This window comes from Kitasatospora sp. NPDC051705 (assembly GCF_044453265.1).
In the GTDB taxonomy this organism is placed as follows: domain Bacteria; phylum Actinomycetota; class Actinomycetes; order Streptomycetales; family Streptomycetaceae; genus Kitasatospora.
In genome coordinates this window covers 15,094-29,323 of record NZ_JBITCO010000002.1, presented here as the reverse complement: position 1 = coordinate 29,323, position 14,230 = coordinate 15,094, and the positions used below count along the sequence as shown (strand labels likewise).

At 75.8% G+C, this 14,230-nt stretch carries 14 protein-coding genes; 5 read left to right on the top strand and 9 right to left on the bottom strand.

All coding sequences use genetic code 11. The features are described from left to right. Positions 1 to 5: 5 nt before the first annotated feature. Complete coding sequence (locus ACIA8Q_RS02825) at positions 6 to 932, bottom strand: NADP-dependent oxidoreductase (protein ID WP_360205085.1); 927 nt, start codon at positions 930 to 932, stop codon at positions 6 to 8. A gap of 147 nt (positions 933 to 1,079) precedes the next feature. Between ACIA8Q_RS02825 and ACIA8Q_RS02820 the strand changes: the two genes are divergently transcribed. The 3 genes from ACIA8Q_RS02820 to ACIA8Q_RS02810 all read left to right on the top strand — a co-directional run bounded on the left by ACIA8Q_RS02820 (position 1,080) and on the right by ACIA8Q_RS02810 (position 6,463). Beyond that, the gene (locus ACIA8Q_RS02820) at positions 1,080 to 2,432 is read left to right on the top strand and encodes a LuxR C-terminal-related transcriptional regulator (RefSeq protein ID WP_360205083.1); all 1,353 of its coding nucleotides are present in this window, start codon (positions 1,080 to 1,082) and stop codon (positions 2,430 to 2,432) included. 96 nt (positions 2,433 to 2,528) lie between these two features. Further along, positions 2,529 to 2,963: a protein phosphatase gene (locus tag ACIA8Q_RS02815; protein WP_360205080.1), complete on the top strand. Its 435-nt coding sequence runs from the start codon at positions 2,529 to 2,531 to the stop codon at positions 2,961 to 2,963. A 26-nt stretch (positions 2,964 to 2,989) separates the two neighbouring features. Continuing rightward, the gene (locus tag ACIA8Q_RS02810; protein WP_360205078.1) at positions 2,990 to 6,463 is read left to right on the top strand and encodes a HEAT repeat domain-containing protein; all 3,474 of its coding nucleotides are present in this window, start codon (positions 2,990 to 2,992) and stop codon (positions 6,461 to 6,463) included. Here the strand turns inward: ACIA8Q_RS02810 and ACIA8Q_RS02805 are convergent. Together ACIA8Q_RS02805 and ACIA8Q_RS02800 are read right to left on the bottom strand one after the other, a co-directional pair. Further along, on the bottom strand, positions 6,447 to 6,809 hold the full coding sequence (locus ACIA8Q_RS02805) for a hypothetical protein (protein WP_360205075.1): 363 nt from the start codon (positions 6,807 to 6,809) through the stop codon (positions 6,447 to 6,449). The two genes, ACIA8Q_RS02810 and ACIA8Q_RS02805, sit on opposite strands and share 17 nt — an antisense overlap. A gap of 27 nt (positions 6,810 to 6,836) precedes the next feature. Then, positions 6,837 to 7,433, bottom strand: a complete 597-nt coding sequence (locus tag ACIA8Q_RS02800) for a DUF2867 domain-containing protein (RefSeq protein WP_360205072.1) — start codon at positions 7,431 to 7,433, stop codon at positions 6,837 to 6,839. Positions 7,434 to 7,529: 96 nt separating this feature from the next. Here ACIA8Q_RS02800 and ACIA8Q_RS02795 point away from each other — a divergent pair, with 96 nt between their 5' ends. After that, the gene (locus ACIA8Q_RS02795; protein WP_396316667.1) at positions 7,530 to 8,114 is read left to right on the top strand and encodes a TetR/AcrR family transcriptional regulator; all 585 of its coding nucleotides are present in this window, start codon (positions 7,530 to 7,532) and stop codon (positions 8,112 to 8,114) included. Between the two features lie 4 nt (positions 8,115 to 8,118). Here the strand turns inward: ACIA8Q_RS02795 and ACIA8Q_RS02790 are convergent, their stop codons facing one another. Next, positions 8,119 to 9,003, bottom strand: a complete 885-nt coding sequence (locus ACIA8Q_RS02790) for an NmrA family NAD(P)-binding protein (RefSeq protein WP_396316666.1) — start codon at positions 9,001 to 9,003, stop codon at positions 8,119 to 8,121. Between the two features lie 68 nt (positions 9,004 to 9,071). On the opposite strand from ACIA8Q_RS02790, the gene ACIA8Q_RS02785 reads away from it, so the two are divergent. Next, positions 9,072 to 9,545 (top strand): MarR family winged helix-turn-helix transcriptional regulator, encoded by a 474-nt coding sequence (locus ACIA8Q_RS02785; protein ID WP_360205064.1) that lies wholly within the window; start codon positions 9,072 to 9,074, stop codon positions 9,543 to 9,545. 27 nt (positions 9,546 to 9,572) lie between these two features. Here the strand turns inward: ACIA8Q_RS02785 and ACIA8Q_RS02780 are convergent, their stop codons facing one another. The 5 genes from ACIA8Q_RS02780 to ACIA8Q_RS02760 all read right to left on the bottom strand — a co-directional run bounded on the left by ACIA8Q_RS02780 (position 9,573) and on the right by ACIA8Q_RS02760 (position 14,223). Further along, a complete protein-coding gene (locus ACIA8Q_RS02780) occupies positions 9,573 to 10,661 on the bottom strand; it encodes an urease accessory protein UreD (RefSeq protein WP_360205062.1) in 1,089 nt (362 codons plus the stop codon). Beyond that, positions 10,658 to 11,278, bottom strand: a complete 621-nt coding sequence (gene ureG / locus ACIA8Q_RS02775; RefSeq protein WP_396316665.1) for an urease accessory protein UreG — start codon at positions 11,276 to 11,278, stop codon at positions 10,658 to 10,660. The genes ACIA8Q_RS02780 and ureG overlap by 4 nt, the downstream gene beginning before the upstream one ends. Positions 11,279 to 11,390: 112 nt before the next feature. Further along, on the bottom strand, positions 11,391 to 12,104 hold the full coding sequence (locus ACIA8Q_RS02770) for an urease accessory protein UreF (RefSeq protein WP_396316664.1): 714 nt from the start codon (positions 12,102 to 12,104) through the stop codon (positions 11,391 to 11,393). Then, positions 12,101 to 13,825, bottom strand: coding sequence for an urease subunit alpha (ureC, locus tag ACIA8Q_RS02765; RefSeq protein WP_396316663.1), 1,725 nt, complete (start codon positions 13,823 to 13,825; stop codon positions 12,101 to 12,103). The genes ACIA8Q_RS02770 and ureC overlap by 4 nt, the downstream gene beginning before the upstream one ends. Beyond that, complete coding sequence (locus ACIA8Q_RS02760; RefSeq protein ID WP_360205052.1) at positions 13,825 to 14,223, bottom strand: urease subunit beta; 399 nt, start codon at positions 14,221 to 14,223, stop codon at positions 13,825 to 13,827. Before ACIA8Q_RS02760 ends, ureC begins: the two co-directional genes overlap by 1 nt. Positions 14,224 to 14,230: the final 7 nt, after the last annotated feature.

Sequence of the window (14,230 nt, the reverse complement as noted above, 5' to 3'; positions counted from 1 at the left end):
ATGCGTCAGACCGTGAGCACGATCTTGCCGCGCAGGTGGCCCTGCTCGCTGATCCGGTGGGCCTCGGCGGCCTCCGCCAGCGGGAGCACCCGGTGCAGCGGCAGCCGCAGCGTGCCGGCCTCGTGCAGCGCGAGCGCGGCGGCGTAGGCGCGCTGGTGGTAGGGCACGCCCTCGTCCCCCGTGGTGATGCGGACCCCGTGCTCGGCCGCGCCGGCGAAGTCCGCGATGGTGAGCACCCGTTCGGCGGAGCCGGCCAGCTCGACGGAGAGCGGCAGCACCCCGCCCAGTCCGGCCAGGTCCAGCACCCGGTCCACCCCGCCCGGGGCGAGCGCCCGCACCCGCTCGGCCAGCCCCTCGCCGTAGGCGACCGGGACGGCGCCGAGTTCGGCCAGGTAGGCGTGGTTGGCCGGGCCGGCGGTGCCGATCACGGCGATCCCGCGGGCCCGGGCGAACTGCAGCAGCAGGGTGCCGACGCCGCCGGCCGCGCCGTGCACCAGCAGCGTCTCCCCGGCGCGCACGCCCAGCACGTCCAGCGCCCGCTCGGAGGTCTCCGCGGCGACCGGGATCGCCGCGGCCTGCGCCCAGTCCAGCGAGGCGGGCTTGCGGGCCAGCAGCGCGGCCTCGACGAGCGCCCGCTCGGCGTGGCCGCCGCCCATCAGCGCGCCGAACACCTCGTCGCCGGGCGCCCAGGCGGTGACGTCCGCGCCGACCGCCGCGACCACGCCCGCCACCTCGAATCCGGGCACGGCCGGGAGGGCGACCGGGAAGAACTCCCGGACGGCGCCGCTGCGCAGTTTGTGGTCGAGCGGGTTGAAGCCCGCCGCGCGGACCTCGACCAGGACCTGGCCGGGGCCCGGGGCGGGCAGTTCGACGTCGATCGGGCGCAGCACGTCCGCGCCGCCGTACTCGGGGAAGGCGATCGCCTTGGTCATGGAAGGTCCTCGTGGTCCGGTGTGGTCGGTCGCTCCGACCGTTCCATCCTGCGGCGCGGACGGCGGCGGCCCGGCCCGCCGTTCGGCCGGTTCCACCCGGCCGAACGGCCAGGCGCGGACCGGCCGGCAGCCCGTAGGCTCGACGGCATGGACGGAACCGACGGACGGCACGCGGACGCACGACGGCAGCGGGACTGGGGCCGCCCGGAGGACGCCCTGGCGCGCGCCGTCGAGGTGCTGCGCACCCCGAGGCCGGAGCTCCTGCACCGCCTCTCCGAGGTGCTCGCCACGCTCGTGCCGCACGTGGCGGTCGCCCAGCTCAGCGGCGTCTGCACGGTCTCCCCCGCGTACACCCACGGCCCGCCCGAGCTGGCCGGGGCCGTCGGCAGCGTGGAGCTGGACCGGCTGGCCGGGGCGGTCGCCGCGACCACCGCGACCGGCCGCCCCTGGCAGGGCGAGGCCGAACTGGCGGGCCGGCGGCGGCCGGTGGTGGTCGCCGCGGCGGCCCCGGAGGGCGGCGGCAGCGCGCTGCTGGTGCTGATCCGGGAGAGCGCCGAGCCGGTCCCCGAGGGGGCGCTGGCCCTGCTCCAGCAGCTGTGGGAGCTGGTCGTCACCCACGGCGACCACCGGGCCGTCGACGCCGCCCCCAAGCACGCCGCGGTCTCCCGCGCCTCGGCCGCGGCCCGGGCCCGGGCGATCGCCGAGTTCACCGGCATGCACAACGCGGCGCTCACCGCCGTCCTGGCGCCGCTGCGCTCGGCCGCGCTGGACGACGCCACGGCGCGCCGCAGCGCCACCGAACTCGCGGTGACGGCCCTGCTGGACCTGCGCCGCGGCGCGGACCTGGACCGCGCCCTGAGCGAGCAGAGCGCCGACGCCGCGTTCGCCCGGCTCGACCGGGAGCTGCGGCCGCTGCTGCGGCACACCGGGGTGCGGCTGGAGGTGGCGCCGCCGGCGGAGGCGGACCGGTCCGTGCCGGCGGACACCGCCCACACCGCCCGGGAGGCCGTCCGGGCGGCGGTGCTGGTCATGCTGGAGCAGGAGGGGCTGAGCAGGCTGCACGTGAGCTGGCGGTTCAGCGGTGACACGCTGCGCGCGGTGGTGCGCGACGACGGCCCGGGGCTGCTCGCCGCCGACGCGCTCGCCGTCCACCGCACCGCCGACCGGATCGCCGCACTGGGCGGGACCTGCGCCGTCGAGGCGGTCGCCGGCTGGGGCACCACGGTGACGGTCGACCTGCCGCTCGCCCTCCCCGGGCAGCCGGTCGCGGGCGACCCGTTGGACGGGCTCCAGCCGCGCGAGCTGGAGGTGCTCGACCAGCTGGCGCACGGCCGCCGCAACCGGGACATCGCCGCGGCGCTGCACATCAGCGAGTCGACGGTGAAGTTCCACGTCGCCAACATCCTGGCCAAGCTGGGCGTCTCCTCGCGCGGCGAGGCGGCGGCGCTGGCGCACCGCGCGGGGATGCCGGGCTCCCCGGCCCTGCACGTGGCCTCCTGACCACCCGCCCGCCGAGGCCCTGACCGCCGCCCCGGCCCTGACCACCCGCCCGCCCCGGCCCTGACCGCCGCCCCGCCGCCGACCCCGAGGAACGCCGTGACCGGACCGACCACCTGGGACCCGACCGCCCCCGGCGTCCTGCGGCTGCCCTCCGGGCGGCTGCTGCGCGGCCGCGCCCTGAGCCGCCCGCTGCCGCCGGGCCCGCACCCCTACTTCGCCCTCCACCTGCTGGGCCGCCCGCCGCGCCCCGTCACCTGGGAGAGCCGGTGGGTGCGCTGGCCCGACTTCCGGCTGCCCGCCGACCGCGCCGACGCCGCGGCCGCGTTCCGCGAGGCCTGGGAGCGGTCGGCGACCGAACGCGTCGAGGTCGGCTGCGCCGGCGGCCGCGGCCGCACCGGCACCGCGCTGGCCCGCATCGCGGTCCTCGACGGCGTGCCGCCCGCCGAGGCCGTCCGGTACGTGCGCGACCACTACGACCGCCACGCCGTGGAGACCCCGTGGCAGCGGCGGTTCGTGCGACGCCTGCCCTGACCGGCACCGGCGGCTACCCTGACCGGATGGGCGGGGAACCTGATCGGACGACGAACAACCGGGCGGACGCCGTGGTCGTGCACGGCGACCTCATCCAGGCCGGGACGGTCCACCAGGGCGGTGGCACCGGCGAACGCCCGGTCACCGCCGAGTCGTTGGCCGCCGCCTGCGCCGGGTACGCACGCCGGGTGCGGGAGACGTTCGGGCGACTGGACCTGGAGGTGCTCACCCCGCTCTCCGAGCAGGGCGAGCACCCGGTGGTGGAGCTGCGCGAGGTGTTCGTCACCCCGCAGGTGCGGGAGGACCCGCCCCCGGTCGAGCTCCCTCGCGAGCTGGTGCAGCGCCTGCTCGCGAACGGCGAGCAGACCACCGCGGAGGACGAACTCCCGCCGGGCCTGCGGCAGTCCACCGTCGAACGGCTGCGCACCGGGTACCTGAGCCGCCCGAGCGAGGACGTGCTCGACGTCCTCGCCGGGCCGCGCGGCGAACGGGTCGTGCTGCTCGGCGACCCGGGCTCCGGCAAGTCGACGGTGGCCCGCTACCTCGCGCTCGCCCTCACCCGGGGCGACGACTCCGGACCGCTCGCCCGGCTCGCCGGCCGGCTGCCCCTGGTGGTCGAACTGCGCCAGTACGCCGAGGAGCAGTGGCGCGAGCGCACCTTCGAGGACTTCCTGGACCACCGCCACCGCACCACCGGGATGTCCGTCCCCGGCCCCGAACTGCGCCGGCTGCTCACCGAGGGGCGGGCCGTGGTCGTCTTCGACGGCCTGGACGAGCTGTTCGACCCGGGGACGCGCGCCGCCACCGCGGAGCGGATCGCCGCCTTCGCCGCCCGCTACGACCGGATCCGCGTCGTGGTCACCTCCCGGGTCATCGGCTACCAGCGCGCCACCCTCGGCGGCGCCGGCTTCACCCACCTGATGCTGCAGGACCTCGACCCCGTCCGGATCACCGCCTTCGCCCGCCGCTGGTACGCCATCGCCTGCCCGAGCGACCCGCAGCTCGCCGCCCGGCTGGTCGAGCGGATCGGCGGCGCGGTCGAGGCGTCCCGGCCGATCCGCGAACTCGCCGGCAACCCGCTGCTGCTGACCATCCTCGCGATCATCGGCCGGCGCCAGACCCTGCCCCGGGACCGCCGGGGCGTCTACGAGCACGCCGTCCGGGTGCTCGTCGCCCACCTGGACCGCGACACCAAGCACCTGCGCGCCCCGCTGACCCCCGCCGCCGCCGAGGCCCTCGACCTGCTCGACGACCGCGAACTCCTGGAACTGCTGCGCCTGCTGGCCCGGCGGATGCAGGAGGGCATCGGCGGCATCGCGGGCAACCACATCCACGCCGACGACCTGGAGACGGTCTTCCGCGACTACTTCGCCCAGTTCGGCCTGCCCGCCCACCAGTGCCTGGCGGCCGCCCGGGCACTGCGCGACCAGCTGCGGGAGCGCAACTTCATCCTGGCGCGGTACGGCGGCGAGGTGTACGGCTTCGTGCACCGGGCGTTCCTGGAGTACCTGGCGGCCGCCGACGTCGTCCGCCGCTACACGGTCGACCGGGAGTGGACGCCGCAGGAGCTGATCGAGGAGGTGTTCGCCCGCCGGGTCGACGACCCGACCTGGCACGAGGTGCTGCTGCTGGTCGTCAACGAGCTGAGCGAGGCGGACGCCGGCCGGGTGGTCGACCACCTGCTCGACCGGGGGGACGCCGCCTCGCTGGTCCTGGCGATCCGTGCGCTGGCCGAGGTCCGGAAGATCGGCCTGCTGACCGCGCAGAGCGACCGGGCGATCGACGGCATGACCGCCGCCCTGACCGGCGCGGCCGGGCACCCCGGGAGCAATCCGCTGCTCGCCGCGCTGACGGCGCTGGCCGGCTTCGGCGCCGGGTGGTCCGGGCGGGAGCGCTACCTGCGCTGGTTCCGCCTGCGCGGCCAGTTCCTGCCGCTGGCCGAGGACGCCACCACCGTCGCCTGCACGCTGCACGACGACGTGCGGCCGGCGCTGGCGCTCGCCGTCCACGGGCTCAAGTCCGGCAGCCGGGCCTCCGCGGTGTCCGCCCTGGCCCAGCGCTGGCACGGACGGCCCGAGGTGCTGCCGCTGTTGCTGCGGCTCGTCGACGACGGCGTCTCGCTGGACCGCTACACCGTGGTCAACGAGGTGGCGAAGCGCTGGCCCGAGCACCCGGCGGTGCTGCCGCTGCTGCTCGGCCACGCCGAGACCAGCTCGGACGGCTACCTGCGCACCGTGGCCCTGACCGCGCTGGCCCAGCACTGGAACACCCGCGACGAGGTCCTCGCCGTCCTGCGCGAGCGGGCCGTCCGCGACCGCGACAGCCTCACCCGGGAGGCCGCACTGGTCCGGCTGGCCACGCACTGGCCCGGGCACCCGGAGGTGCTGCCGCTGCTGCTGTCGGCCGCCGTCCTCGACGCCTCGTCGACGGTGCGCTCCGCCGCCCTCACCGAACTCGCCCGCCGCTGGCCCGAGCACCCGGACGTGCTGCCGCTGCTGTTCGAGCGGGCCGCCGGGGATCCGGACCGCTTCCCGCGCGAGGTCGCGCTGAACCTGCTCGTCCAGCACCGGCCCGAGCACCCCGACGTCCTGCCGCTGGCCCTCGACCAGGCCGTGCACGCGCCGGCCTCGGTCCGGGCCACCGCACTGCGCAACCTGGCCGGCCGCTGGCTGCACCACCCGGGCGTGCTCCCGCTGCTGCTCGACCGGATCGCCCGCGACCCGGCCGACTACCCCCGCCAACTGGCCCTGCGCCAGCTGACCCTGGACGGCTGCGAGGACCCGGACGTGCTGCGGGTGCTGCGCGAGCGGATGACCGACGACCCCAGCCCGAACGTGCGCTCCAGCGCGATCGAGGGCGTGGCCCGCTCCCGGGCGCTGCGCGCCGAGGCCCCGGCGCTGCTGCTGGCGCGGGCCGCCGGCGACCCGGACGACTCGGTGCGCGCCACCGCGATCCGTGAACTGGCCGCCGGGTGGCCCGAACACCCGTCCGTGGTGGAGGTGTTGATCGACCGGGCGGAGCACGATCCGGGGGAGGCCGCGCGGCGCCACGCGCTGCAGGCGCTCGCCGCCCGACGGCCCGGGGCGCCGGAGACCGTCGACCTGCTCCACCGGGCCGCGGTGGACCCGTACTCCACCCGGCTGCGCACCACCGCCCTGGGCTTGCTGGCCGAACTCGGCGGGCGGCGCCCGGAGGCGGTCCCCTTCCTCCGCGCCCGCACCCGCGCGGACCCGGACCAGGAGGTCCGCTGCGAGGCGCTCAGCAGTCTCGCGGTGCTGGCCGGAGAGGAGGGCGAGGCGGTGGTCCGCGGCTGCGCCGCCGAGGACCCGAGCCCCGAGGTGCGCGGCCAGGCACTGACCATGCTCGCCTGGCAGTGGCCGGGCCGCCGGGAGACCGTCGCGGCCCTGCGGCGGGCGGCGGGCGAGGACCCCAGCCCCTACGTGCGGGGCGCCGCCGAGGCGGGGCTCCAGGTGGCGGCCCTGCTCACGCGGGAGGGGTGAGCGTGAAGTCCGCCCGGTCGCCGTGCATGACGAGGCGCAGCACCGGGCCGGGCTCCTCGGGGCGCCAGCCGGCGGCCAGGGCCGCGCGGACCAGGTCGGCGGCGAGGGCGGGGGTGACCGGGTCCAGCTGGAAGACCTCGGCGATCCGCTCCGCGGGGGCGGTGAGCAGCACCCCGAAGTTGAGCCAGGGGTCGTCGAAGCGGCGGACGACCTCGAGCGGGCGGGGCGCGCGCCCGGGCCCGTCGGGCCAGACCCGGACGGCCACGTGGTCGGCGTCCAGGTGCCGCACCACCCAGCGGTAGTCGCGGCCGTCGACGTGGAGGGCGCGCGGTGTCCTGAGGGCCATCCGGCGACGATACGCCCCGGGCGTGCCTCAGCCGCGGGCGGGTGGCCGGGGGCGGTCGCGCCAGGCGCGCTCCCACTGGCGGGTCAGGGCGGGGTAGACGACGAGGTGGCGGAACGGTGCGATGAGGGCCATGTAGCGGCGGCCGAGGCGGCCGCGGGGCTTGACCAGGACGGCCATCCGCAGCTCGTGGCCGCCGTCGCCGGTCGGCACCCAGCCGAGGTGCATGAGGGCGTGGACCGTCCGGTTGGCCACCTCGCGGACGGCCTCGTCGGGGAGTTCGTAGACCGGGGCGAGCGGCAGGCCGTCGTCGCGGGCGGGGTCGGCGGTGGCGCGCAGGCCGTCCGGCAGCCGGTCGCGCAGGGTGGGGAGCGCTCGGCCGGGGCCGGCGTCGGGCCGGTCCCAGCCGAGCAGCGCACCGAGGCCGCGGCGGGCCGCGAAGAGGGCCCGGACGGGCAGCGGCCGGCGGCCGCCGGTGCCGGCCCGCAGGGCGGCGAGCATGACCGGGAAGTCGTCCGGCCCGGCGCCGGGTGTGCGGTAGGACCAGACGTCCTCGACCCGGAAGTCTGCCGCGAAGCCGTGGATGCGCCACGGCCGTCCGGTGTGTGCCGTCGTCGGAAGCCTCATGGCTTCGCCCCCCTTTGTATACGCTGGCGTACACATCGAGGCTAGGCCGAATATACGGTGCCGTATATTCACCGGACGAGTGAGGCGGGTCACATCGTGGGCACTGCTCGCACACCGCGCGGGGCATGGGTGGAGGAAGGGCTGCGGGCCCTCGCCGCGGGCGGCCCGGACGCCGTCCGGGTCGAACCCCTGGCCAAGCGGCTCGGCGTCACCAAGGGCGGGTTCTACGGGCACTTCGCCGACCGCGAGGCCCTGCTCGCCGAGATGCTGGACACCTGGGAGCGGGAGAGCACCGACGAGGTCGTCGACCGGGTCGAGCGCGAGGGCGGCGACCCGCGGACCAGGGCCCGGCCCGCCGGCGCGCTCACCTTCTCCGGCGAGCGCCTGCTGCCGCTCGACCTCGCCGTCCGGGACTGGGCCCGGCGGGACGAGGCCGTCGCCGAGCGCCTGCGCCGGGTCGACAACCGGCGGATGGACCTGCTGCGCGAGGTGATCGGCTCCCTCTGCACCGACCCGGACGAGGTCGAGGCCCGCAGCCTGATCGCCATGTGCGTGGCCGTCGCCCGGCACTCCCTCGCCGCCGACCACGGGGGGCGCACCCGGGCCGAGGTCCTCGACCGCGCGGCGGAGCTGCTCTTCCCGGGCCAGGGTGCACCCCAGGGCCCCCGGGGGACCGGGTGACGGCTCACGGCTCCCAGGTGCGGGCGGCGGCCCACTCCTCGACGCCCTGCCAGTGGATGCCGGGGTGCTCGCGGTGCAGCGCCTCGGTGTCGATGTCGAGGCCGGTCTCCCGGAAGTAGCGGAACATCGCCGCCAGGTCGCCGGAGTAGCCCTCGACGACGGACAGCGGGACCTCCCGGTACCGCACCGTCCGCCCGCTCGCCGCGCTGATCGCGGCGGCGATCCGCTCGCCGGTGCACCACTGCGAGGCGATGTCCACCCGCCGGCCGGCGTACGCGTCCGGGTGGGCGAGGACGTGGGCGGCGAAGGCACCGATGGTGTCGGAGGCGATCACCGGGAGCGCGGCGCCGGGCGGCATGGGCAGCGGGAACCAGCCGTCGCGCAGGGACGGGAGCGTCCAGCCGTTGGCGTAGTTGTCCAGGAACACGGCCGGGCCGAGGACGGTCCACGGCAGGCCGAGACCGGCGAGGTGGCGCTCGATCAGGTGCTTGCTCTCGAAGTGCGGGATGCCGGTGGCGCGGTCGGCGTTGCTCGCCGAGGTCAGGACGAGGTGCCGGACGCCGGCGGCGGCGGCCGCGTCGAGCAGGCCGACGCCCTGGCGGACCTCGGTGTCGACGTCGGTGCCGAAGGGGGTGGACATCGCGAACAGCGCCCCCGCGCCGTCGAGGGCGGCGGCGAGCGAGTCCGGGTCGTCGAAGTCGGCTCGCACGGGTTCGGCCCCGAGGGCGGCGAGCCGGAGCGCGGCGGGCGAGGTGACGTCGCGGGTGAGGGCGCGGACCGGCCGGCCGGCCCGTAGGAGGGCCCGGGCGGTGGCACCGCCCTGGGCGCCGGTGGCGCCGGTGACGGCGACGGGGAGCCGGGGCGGCTGCGCAGTGTTTACCTGTGTCATGCAGACAATGTAGAAGGAAGTCTCTGCGTCGCACAACTTATTTCGGCGCTGCCGGATACCCTGGCCGCATGACGACCCGCGACGACCTGATGGCCGAGCTCTGGCCGGCCTCCCGCCGCTACCTGGCCTCGTACGTGCTGTTCAACCAGGCCGTCGCCGACCACCTCGGCATGCACCCGACCGACGTCCAGTGCCTCAGCCTGCTCACCCTGGAGGACGGCCCGGTCACCACCGGCCGGATCGCCGAGCTCACCGGCCTCACCAGCGGCTCCGCCACCCGGCTCGTCGACCGCCTGGAGAAGGCCGGCCTGGTCGCCCGCCGCCGCGACGAGGCCGACCGCCGCCGCGTCCTGGTCGCCGTCCTCCCCGACGCCCTGGAGCACTTCGGCCGGGTGTGGCGCACCCTGGGCACCGACTGGGCGGCCGTCTACGCCGACGACAGCGAGGCCGAACTGGCCTTCCTGCTGCACCACATGCGCCGCGTCGTGGACCTCAGCCACCGCCAGATCGCCCGGCTGGCGAACGGCCTGGAGCCCGCCTGACGGCGGCGGGCCCCCGGGCCCGTCCGGTCAGGTCTTGCGCAGCGCCGGCGCCGGAGCCCCGATCAGCAGCCGCCGCACGGCGTCCCAGGCCGCGCGCAGCGCCGCCGCGCACGCCCGGGTGTCCGAGCCGAGCAGGCGCACCCAGGCCCCGGCGTCGTGCGGCAGCACGCTCACCCCGTACAGCAGACCGCAGTCCGCCAGCGCCCCGTGCAGGGTGTCGGCGACCAGCGCCGCCGGCGCGAGCGGGCTGACCGCGTACAGCGTCGACATCACGTCGTGCCCGCCCAGCACCGCCGGGCCGGTCACCCCGGCCGCCGCGGGCTCCAGCCGGACGGTGTCGACGGCGACCGGCCGGCCGTCCGGGCGCCGCACCTCGAGGTCGGAGGCGAACACCCGGTAGGCGTTGCGCTCGCCCCGGGCCAGGCGCCCGGCGAGGACGGTCTCGCCGGCCAGCACGGTGGCGGTCGGGTCGACGGTGAGCACGGTCCGCTGGTAGAGCCGGGAGTCGACGAAGGGGATGACCGGCTCGGGCAGGTACTCGACGTAGGCGCGCGGGCCGGCCTCCAGGTTCACCAGCTGCGTCGCGTAGTCGAACTCCATCCGGTAGACCTTGGTCGCCGCCTGGGTGGTGAGGTGGGTGGCGGTGTCGGCGCCGCACCGCAGGTCGGTGCGGAGCCGGTCGGCCTGGAGGATCCCGCCGCCGGTGGACATCAGGAGCGTGATGGCGAGGTCCGGGCGGGCCGGGTCGTAGTAGAGCGGGCGCATGATCTGCAGCGGCGACTTCTGGTAGTGGCCGGTGAGTTCGGTGCGGGCGCCGATCCGTTCGAAGGCCAGCTCCAGCAGGCCGACCTTGCCGGGGCGTCCGACCGCCAGCGTGTCGGGGGTGCCGGCGTGCCGGCGGACGGCCTCCGGGACGCGGGCCGGCTCGTAGTGCGCGGGATCCAGCCGGTCCCGCCGCGCCGGGCGGACCGGGCGGACCGGGCGGCCTCGTCCGGCCGGCGGCTCCGGCCCGGCCGGCGGCTCCTGCCCCGCCGGGCGGGCCGGCGGCCGCGGCGCGGGCGGGGCGGACCGGCCGCCGGCGGGGGCCGGGACTCCCCCGCCGGTGGTCACGGTCATGCCGGGACCTTGCGGAAGGTCTCCAGGAAGGTCGCGATCTCCTCCAGCCCGTGCCCGGTCAGGCAGTTGGTGAGCACGACCGGTCCGCCCTCGCGGACCCGGTGGGCGTCGGCCTCCATGACGCCGAGGTCCGCCCGGACGTACCGGGCGATGTCGATCTTGTTGATGACCAGCAGGTCGTACTCGGTGATGCCCGGGCCGCGCTTGCGGGGCATCTTCTCGCCCTCGGCGGTGTCCAGCACGAACAGGAAGAGGTCGACCAGGACCGGACTGAAGGTCAGGGTCAGGTTGTCGCCGCCGGACTCGTACAGCAGGGTGTCGACGTCCGGGAAGCGCTCCAGGATCTCGGCGCCGGCCGCGAGGTTCATCGTCGGGTCGTCCCGCACGGCGGTGTGCGGACAGGCCCCGGTCTCGACGCCGACGACCCGCTCGGGGTCGAGCACGCCGGCCAGGGTCCGGCGCACGTGCTCCGCGTCCTCCTGGGTGTAGATGTCGTTGGTGATGACGGCCGGGCGGTGGCCGCGCTCGATCAGCACCGGCACCAGCGCCTCGATCAGCGCCGTCTTGCCGGACCCGACGGGCCCGCCGACGCCCACCCGGAGCACGTTGTCGGTCATGCCTTCCTCCTCTGCTGCAGGGTCATGTGGTCGGACCGGTCCGGGGGCGCGGCGCCGCGCACCGCGGCCCCCGGACGGCCCCGGACGGGCCCGGGTGGGCCCGGGTGGGGCCCTAGCTGGCGAACAGCCTGGCCTCGGCCCGTTCGTGCCGGCCGGACATCGCGTCCGCGACCGGCACGCACCCCCCGAGGTCCGCGAGTTCCCGGGTGAGCGCGGCCGCGACGGTCTCCTCGATCACCGGCGCCGTCGCCCGCAGCACCACCTGCGCCCGGCGGTGGTCGGTCAGCCGCAGCCGCAGGGCCGCGCCGACGAAGCTGGCGCAGAAGGCGAACAGGTCACTGGCGACGGCCTGGTCGACCGGCACGTCGGCCGCCGCGTAGACGACCCCGGCGGCCACCGCCTGCGAGCCGGGGGCCCGCTTGTCGGCGACCAGCGCGGCGTACCGCTCCAGCGCCTCGCCGCCCACCGACTCCCGCGCGATGTCGAGGAGTTGGCGGCCCGTCCGGGTGGCGGCCAGCCGCAGCTCACGGTTGAGCCGGGTGGCGTGCAGCCGCTGGTCCACCTCGGCCAGGTGCTCCCAGTCCCCGGCCCGGGCCGCGCGGTGCGCCAGGGCGAGCGCGGTGGCGTCGGACGGGCCGACGCCGTGCCGCAGCAGGTCGGCGAGCAGCTCGGGCAGGGTGTCCGGGGTGACGGCCCTGGCCTGGGCGTAGCCCTCCAGGCCGTGCGAGAGGGTGTAGAAGCCGCTGGGGAAGGCGGAGTCGGTCAGCTGGAGGCTGACCAGCAGCGCCCCGAGGCCCCCGGCGGCCGGGGGCCGGTCGCCGCTCACGTGAGGTAGAACAGGTGGTTGAGCGGGAGTTCGCGGGCCGGCTCGATGGTGGCGGGCTCGCCGTCCAGGGTGACCTTGTAGGTCTCCGGGTCGACCGCGATCTTCGGCAGCGCGTCGTTGCGGACCATGTGCTGCTTGCCGACCGAGCGGCAGCGCCGCACCGGCAGGACCCGGCTCTCCAGGCCGAGCCGGTCCGGGACGCCCAGGTCGACGGCCGCCTGGGACATGAAGGAGACCCGGGTGGCCTGCCGCGCCCGGCCGAGCGCGCCGTACATCGGCCGGTAGTAGACCGGCTGCGGGGTGGGCAGCGAGGCGTTCGGGTCCCCCATCAGGGCCCAGTTGATGACGCCGCCCTTGATCACCGTCTTGGGCTTGGCGCCGAAGGAGTTGATCGGCCACAGCACGATGTCGGCGAGCTTGCCGGGCTCCAGCGAGCCGATGTGGTCGGCGGTGCCGGAGGCGACGGCCGGGTTGATGGTGAGCTTGGCGAGGTAGCGCAGCACCCGGAAGTTGTCGCTGCGCGCGGTGTCGCCGGCGAGCTTTCCGCGCTGGTCCTTGCAGTGGTGGGCGGTCTGGAAGGCCCGGGTGAAGGACTCCCCGATCCGGCCCATCGCCTGCGAGTCGGAGGAGAAGATCGAGATGACGCCCTCGTCGTGCAGGACGGTCTCGGCGGCGATCGTCTCGGCGCGCACCCGGGAGTCGGCGAAGGAGACGTCCTCGGGGATGTCGTGGCTGAGGTGGTGGCAGACCATCACCATGTCCAGCAGCTCGTCCACCGAGTTGACGGTGTAGGGGAGCGTCGGGTTGGTGGAGGACGGCAGGACGTTGGGCTCGCCGGCGATCCGCATGATGTCGGGGGCGTGGCCGCCGCCCGCGCCCTCGGTGTGGAAGGTGTGGATGGTGCGTCCGTCGATCGCCGAGAGGGTGTCCTCGAAGAAGCCGGACTCGTTCAGGGTGTCGGTGTGGATCGCCACCTGGACGTCGTACTCGTCGGCGACGCCGAGCGCGCTGTCGATCGCGGCCGGGGTGCTCCCCCAGTCCTCGTGCACCTTGAGGCCGCAGACGCCCGCCTCGACCTGCTCGCGCAGCGCGCCCGGCAGCGAGCCGTTGCCCTTGCCGAGCAGGCCCACGTTGACCGGCAGGTCCTCGACCGCCTGGTACATCCGCCCGATGTTCCACGGGCCGGGCGTGCAGGTGGTGCCGTTGGTGCCGTCGGACGGGCCGGTGCCGCCGCCGATCAGCGTGGTGATGCCGTTGCTCAGCGCCTCCTGCACCTGCTGCGGGGCGATGAAGTGGATGTGGGTGTCGATGCCTCCGGCGGTGGCGATCAGGTGCTCGCCGGAGATCACCTCGGTGCCGGGGCCGATCACCAGTTTGGGGTGCACCCCGCTCTGGGTGTGCGGGTTGCCGGCCTTGCCGACGGCGGCGATGAAGCCGTCCTTGACGCCGATGTCGCCCTTGACGACGCCGAGCACCGCGTCCAGCACCACGACGTTGGTGATCACCAGGTCCAGGGCGCCCTGGACGGAGGTCGCGGCCGGGTCCTGGGCCATGCCGTCGCGGATGCCCTTGCCGCCGCCGTAGACGGCCTCGTCGCCGTAGTGGCCCTCGTTGAAGTCCTTCTCGATCTCGACGACCAGGTTGGTGTCGGCGAGGTGGAAGCGGTCGCCGACGGTCGGCCCGAAGAGGTCGGTGTACTGCTTGCGGGACAGGACGGCCATCAGCGGCTGGTCTCCTTGAGGTCGAGGTTGGTGCCCTTGAAGCCGCGTGCCAGGGCCTGGTCGATCGCCCGGGCGCGGGTGTCGGGGGAGGTGATGCCGCCGTTGACGAGATTGCTGAAGCCGACCAGCCGGCCGTGGCCGCCGAACTCGGCGAGCGTGACGTCCTTGCTGTCGCCGGGCTCGAAGCGCACGGCGGTGCCGGCCGGGATGTCCAGGTGCTTGCCGAAGGCGGCGTTGCGGTCGAAGTCGAGGGCCCGGTTGGCCTCGAAGAAGTGGTAGTGCGAACCGACCTGGATCGCGCGGTCGCCCGTGTTGCTGACCGTGATGGTGACCTTGGCGCGCCCGGCGTTGATCTCCACCGGGTCCTCGCCGTACAGGTACGCGGCTCCACCGGACATGGCGGGC

Excerpts from the sequence above, each read along its gene's own strand:
- ACIA8Q_RS02825 (WP_360205085.1), bottom strand. The coding sequence starts at position 932 with ATGACCAAGGCGATCGCCTTCCCCGAGTACGGCGGCGCGGACGTGCTG.
- ACIA8Q_RS02820 (WP_360205083.1), top strand. The coding sequence starts at position 1,080 with ATGGACGGAACCGACGGACGGCACGCGGACGCACGACGGCAGCGGGAC.
- ACIA8Q_RS02810 (WP_360205078.1), top strand. The coding sequence starts at position 2,990 with ATGGGCGGGGAACCTGATCGGACGACGAACAACCGGGCGGACGCCGTG.
- ACIA8Q_RS02805 (WP_360205075.1), bottom strand. The coding sequence starts at position 6,809 with ATGGCCCTCAGGACACCGCGCGCCCTCCACGTCGACGGCCGCGACTAC.
- ACIA8Q_RS02800 (WP_360205072.1), bottom strand. The coding sequence starts at position 7,433 with ATGAGGCTTCCGACGACGGCACACACCGGACGGCCGTGGCGCATCCAC.
- ACIA8Q_RS02790 (WP_396316666.1), bottom strand. The coding sequence starts at position 9,003 with ATGACACAGGTAAACACTGCGCAGCCGCCCCGGCTCCCCGTCGCCGTC.
- ACIA8Q_RS02785 (WP_360205064.1), top strand. The coding sequence starts at position 9,072 with ATGACGACCCGCGACGACCTGATGGCCGAGCTCTGGCCGGCCTCCCGC.
- ACIA8Q_RS02780 (WP_360205062.1), bottom strand. The coding sequence starts at position 10,661 with ATGACCGTGACCACCGGCGGGGGAGTCCCGGCCCCCGCCGGCGGCCGG.
- ureG (WP_396316665.1), bottom strand. The coding sequence starts at position 11,278 with ATGACCGACAACGTGCTCCGGGTGGGCGTCGGCGGGCCCGTCGGGTCC.
- ureC (WP_396316663.1), bottom strand. The coding sequence starts at position 13,825 with ATGGCCGTCCTGTCCCGCAAGCAGTACACCGACCTCTTCGGGCCGACC.
- ACIA8Q_RS02760 (WP_360205052.1), bottom strand. The coding sequence starts at position 14,223 with ATGTCCGGTGGAGCCGCGTACCTGTACGGCGAGGACCCGGTGGAGATC.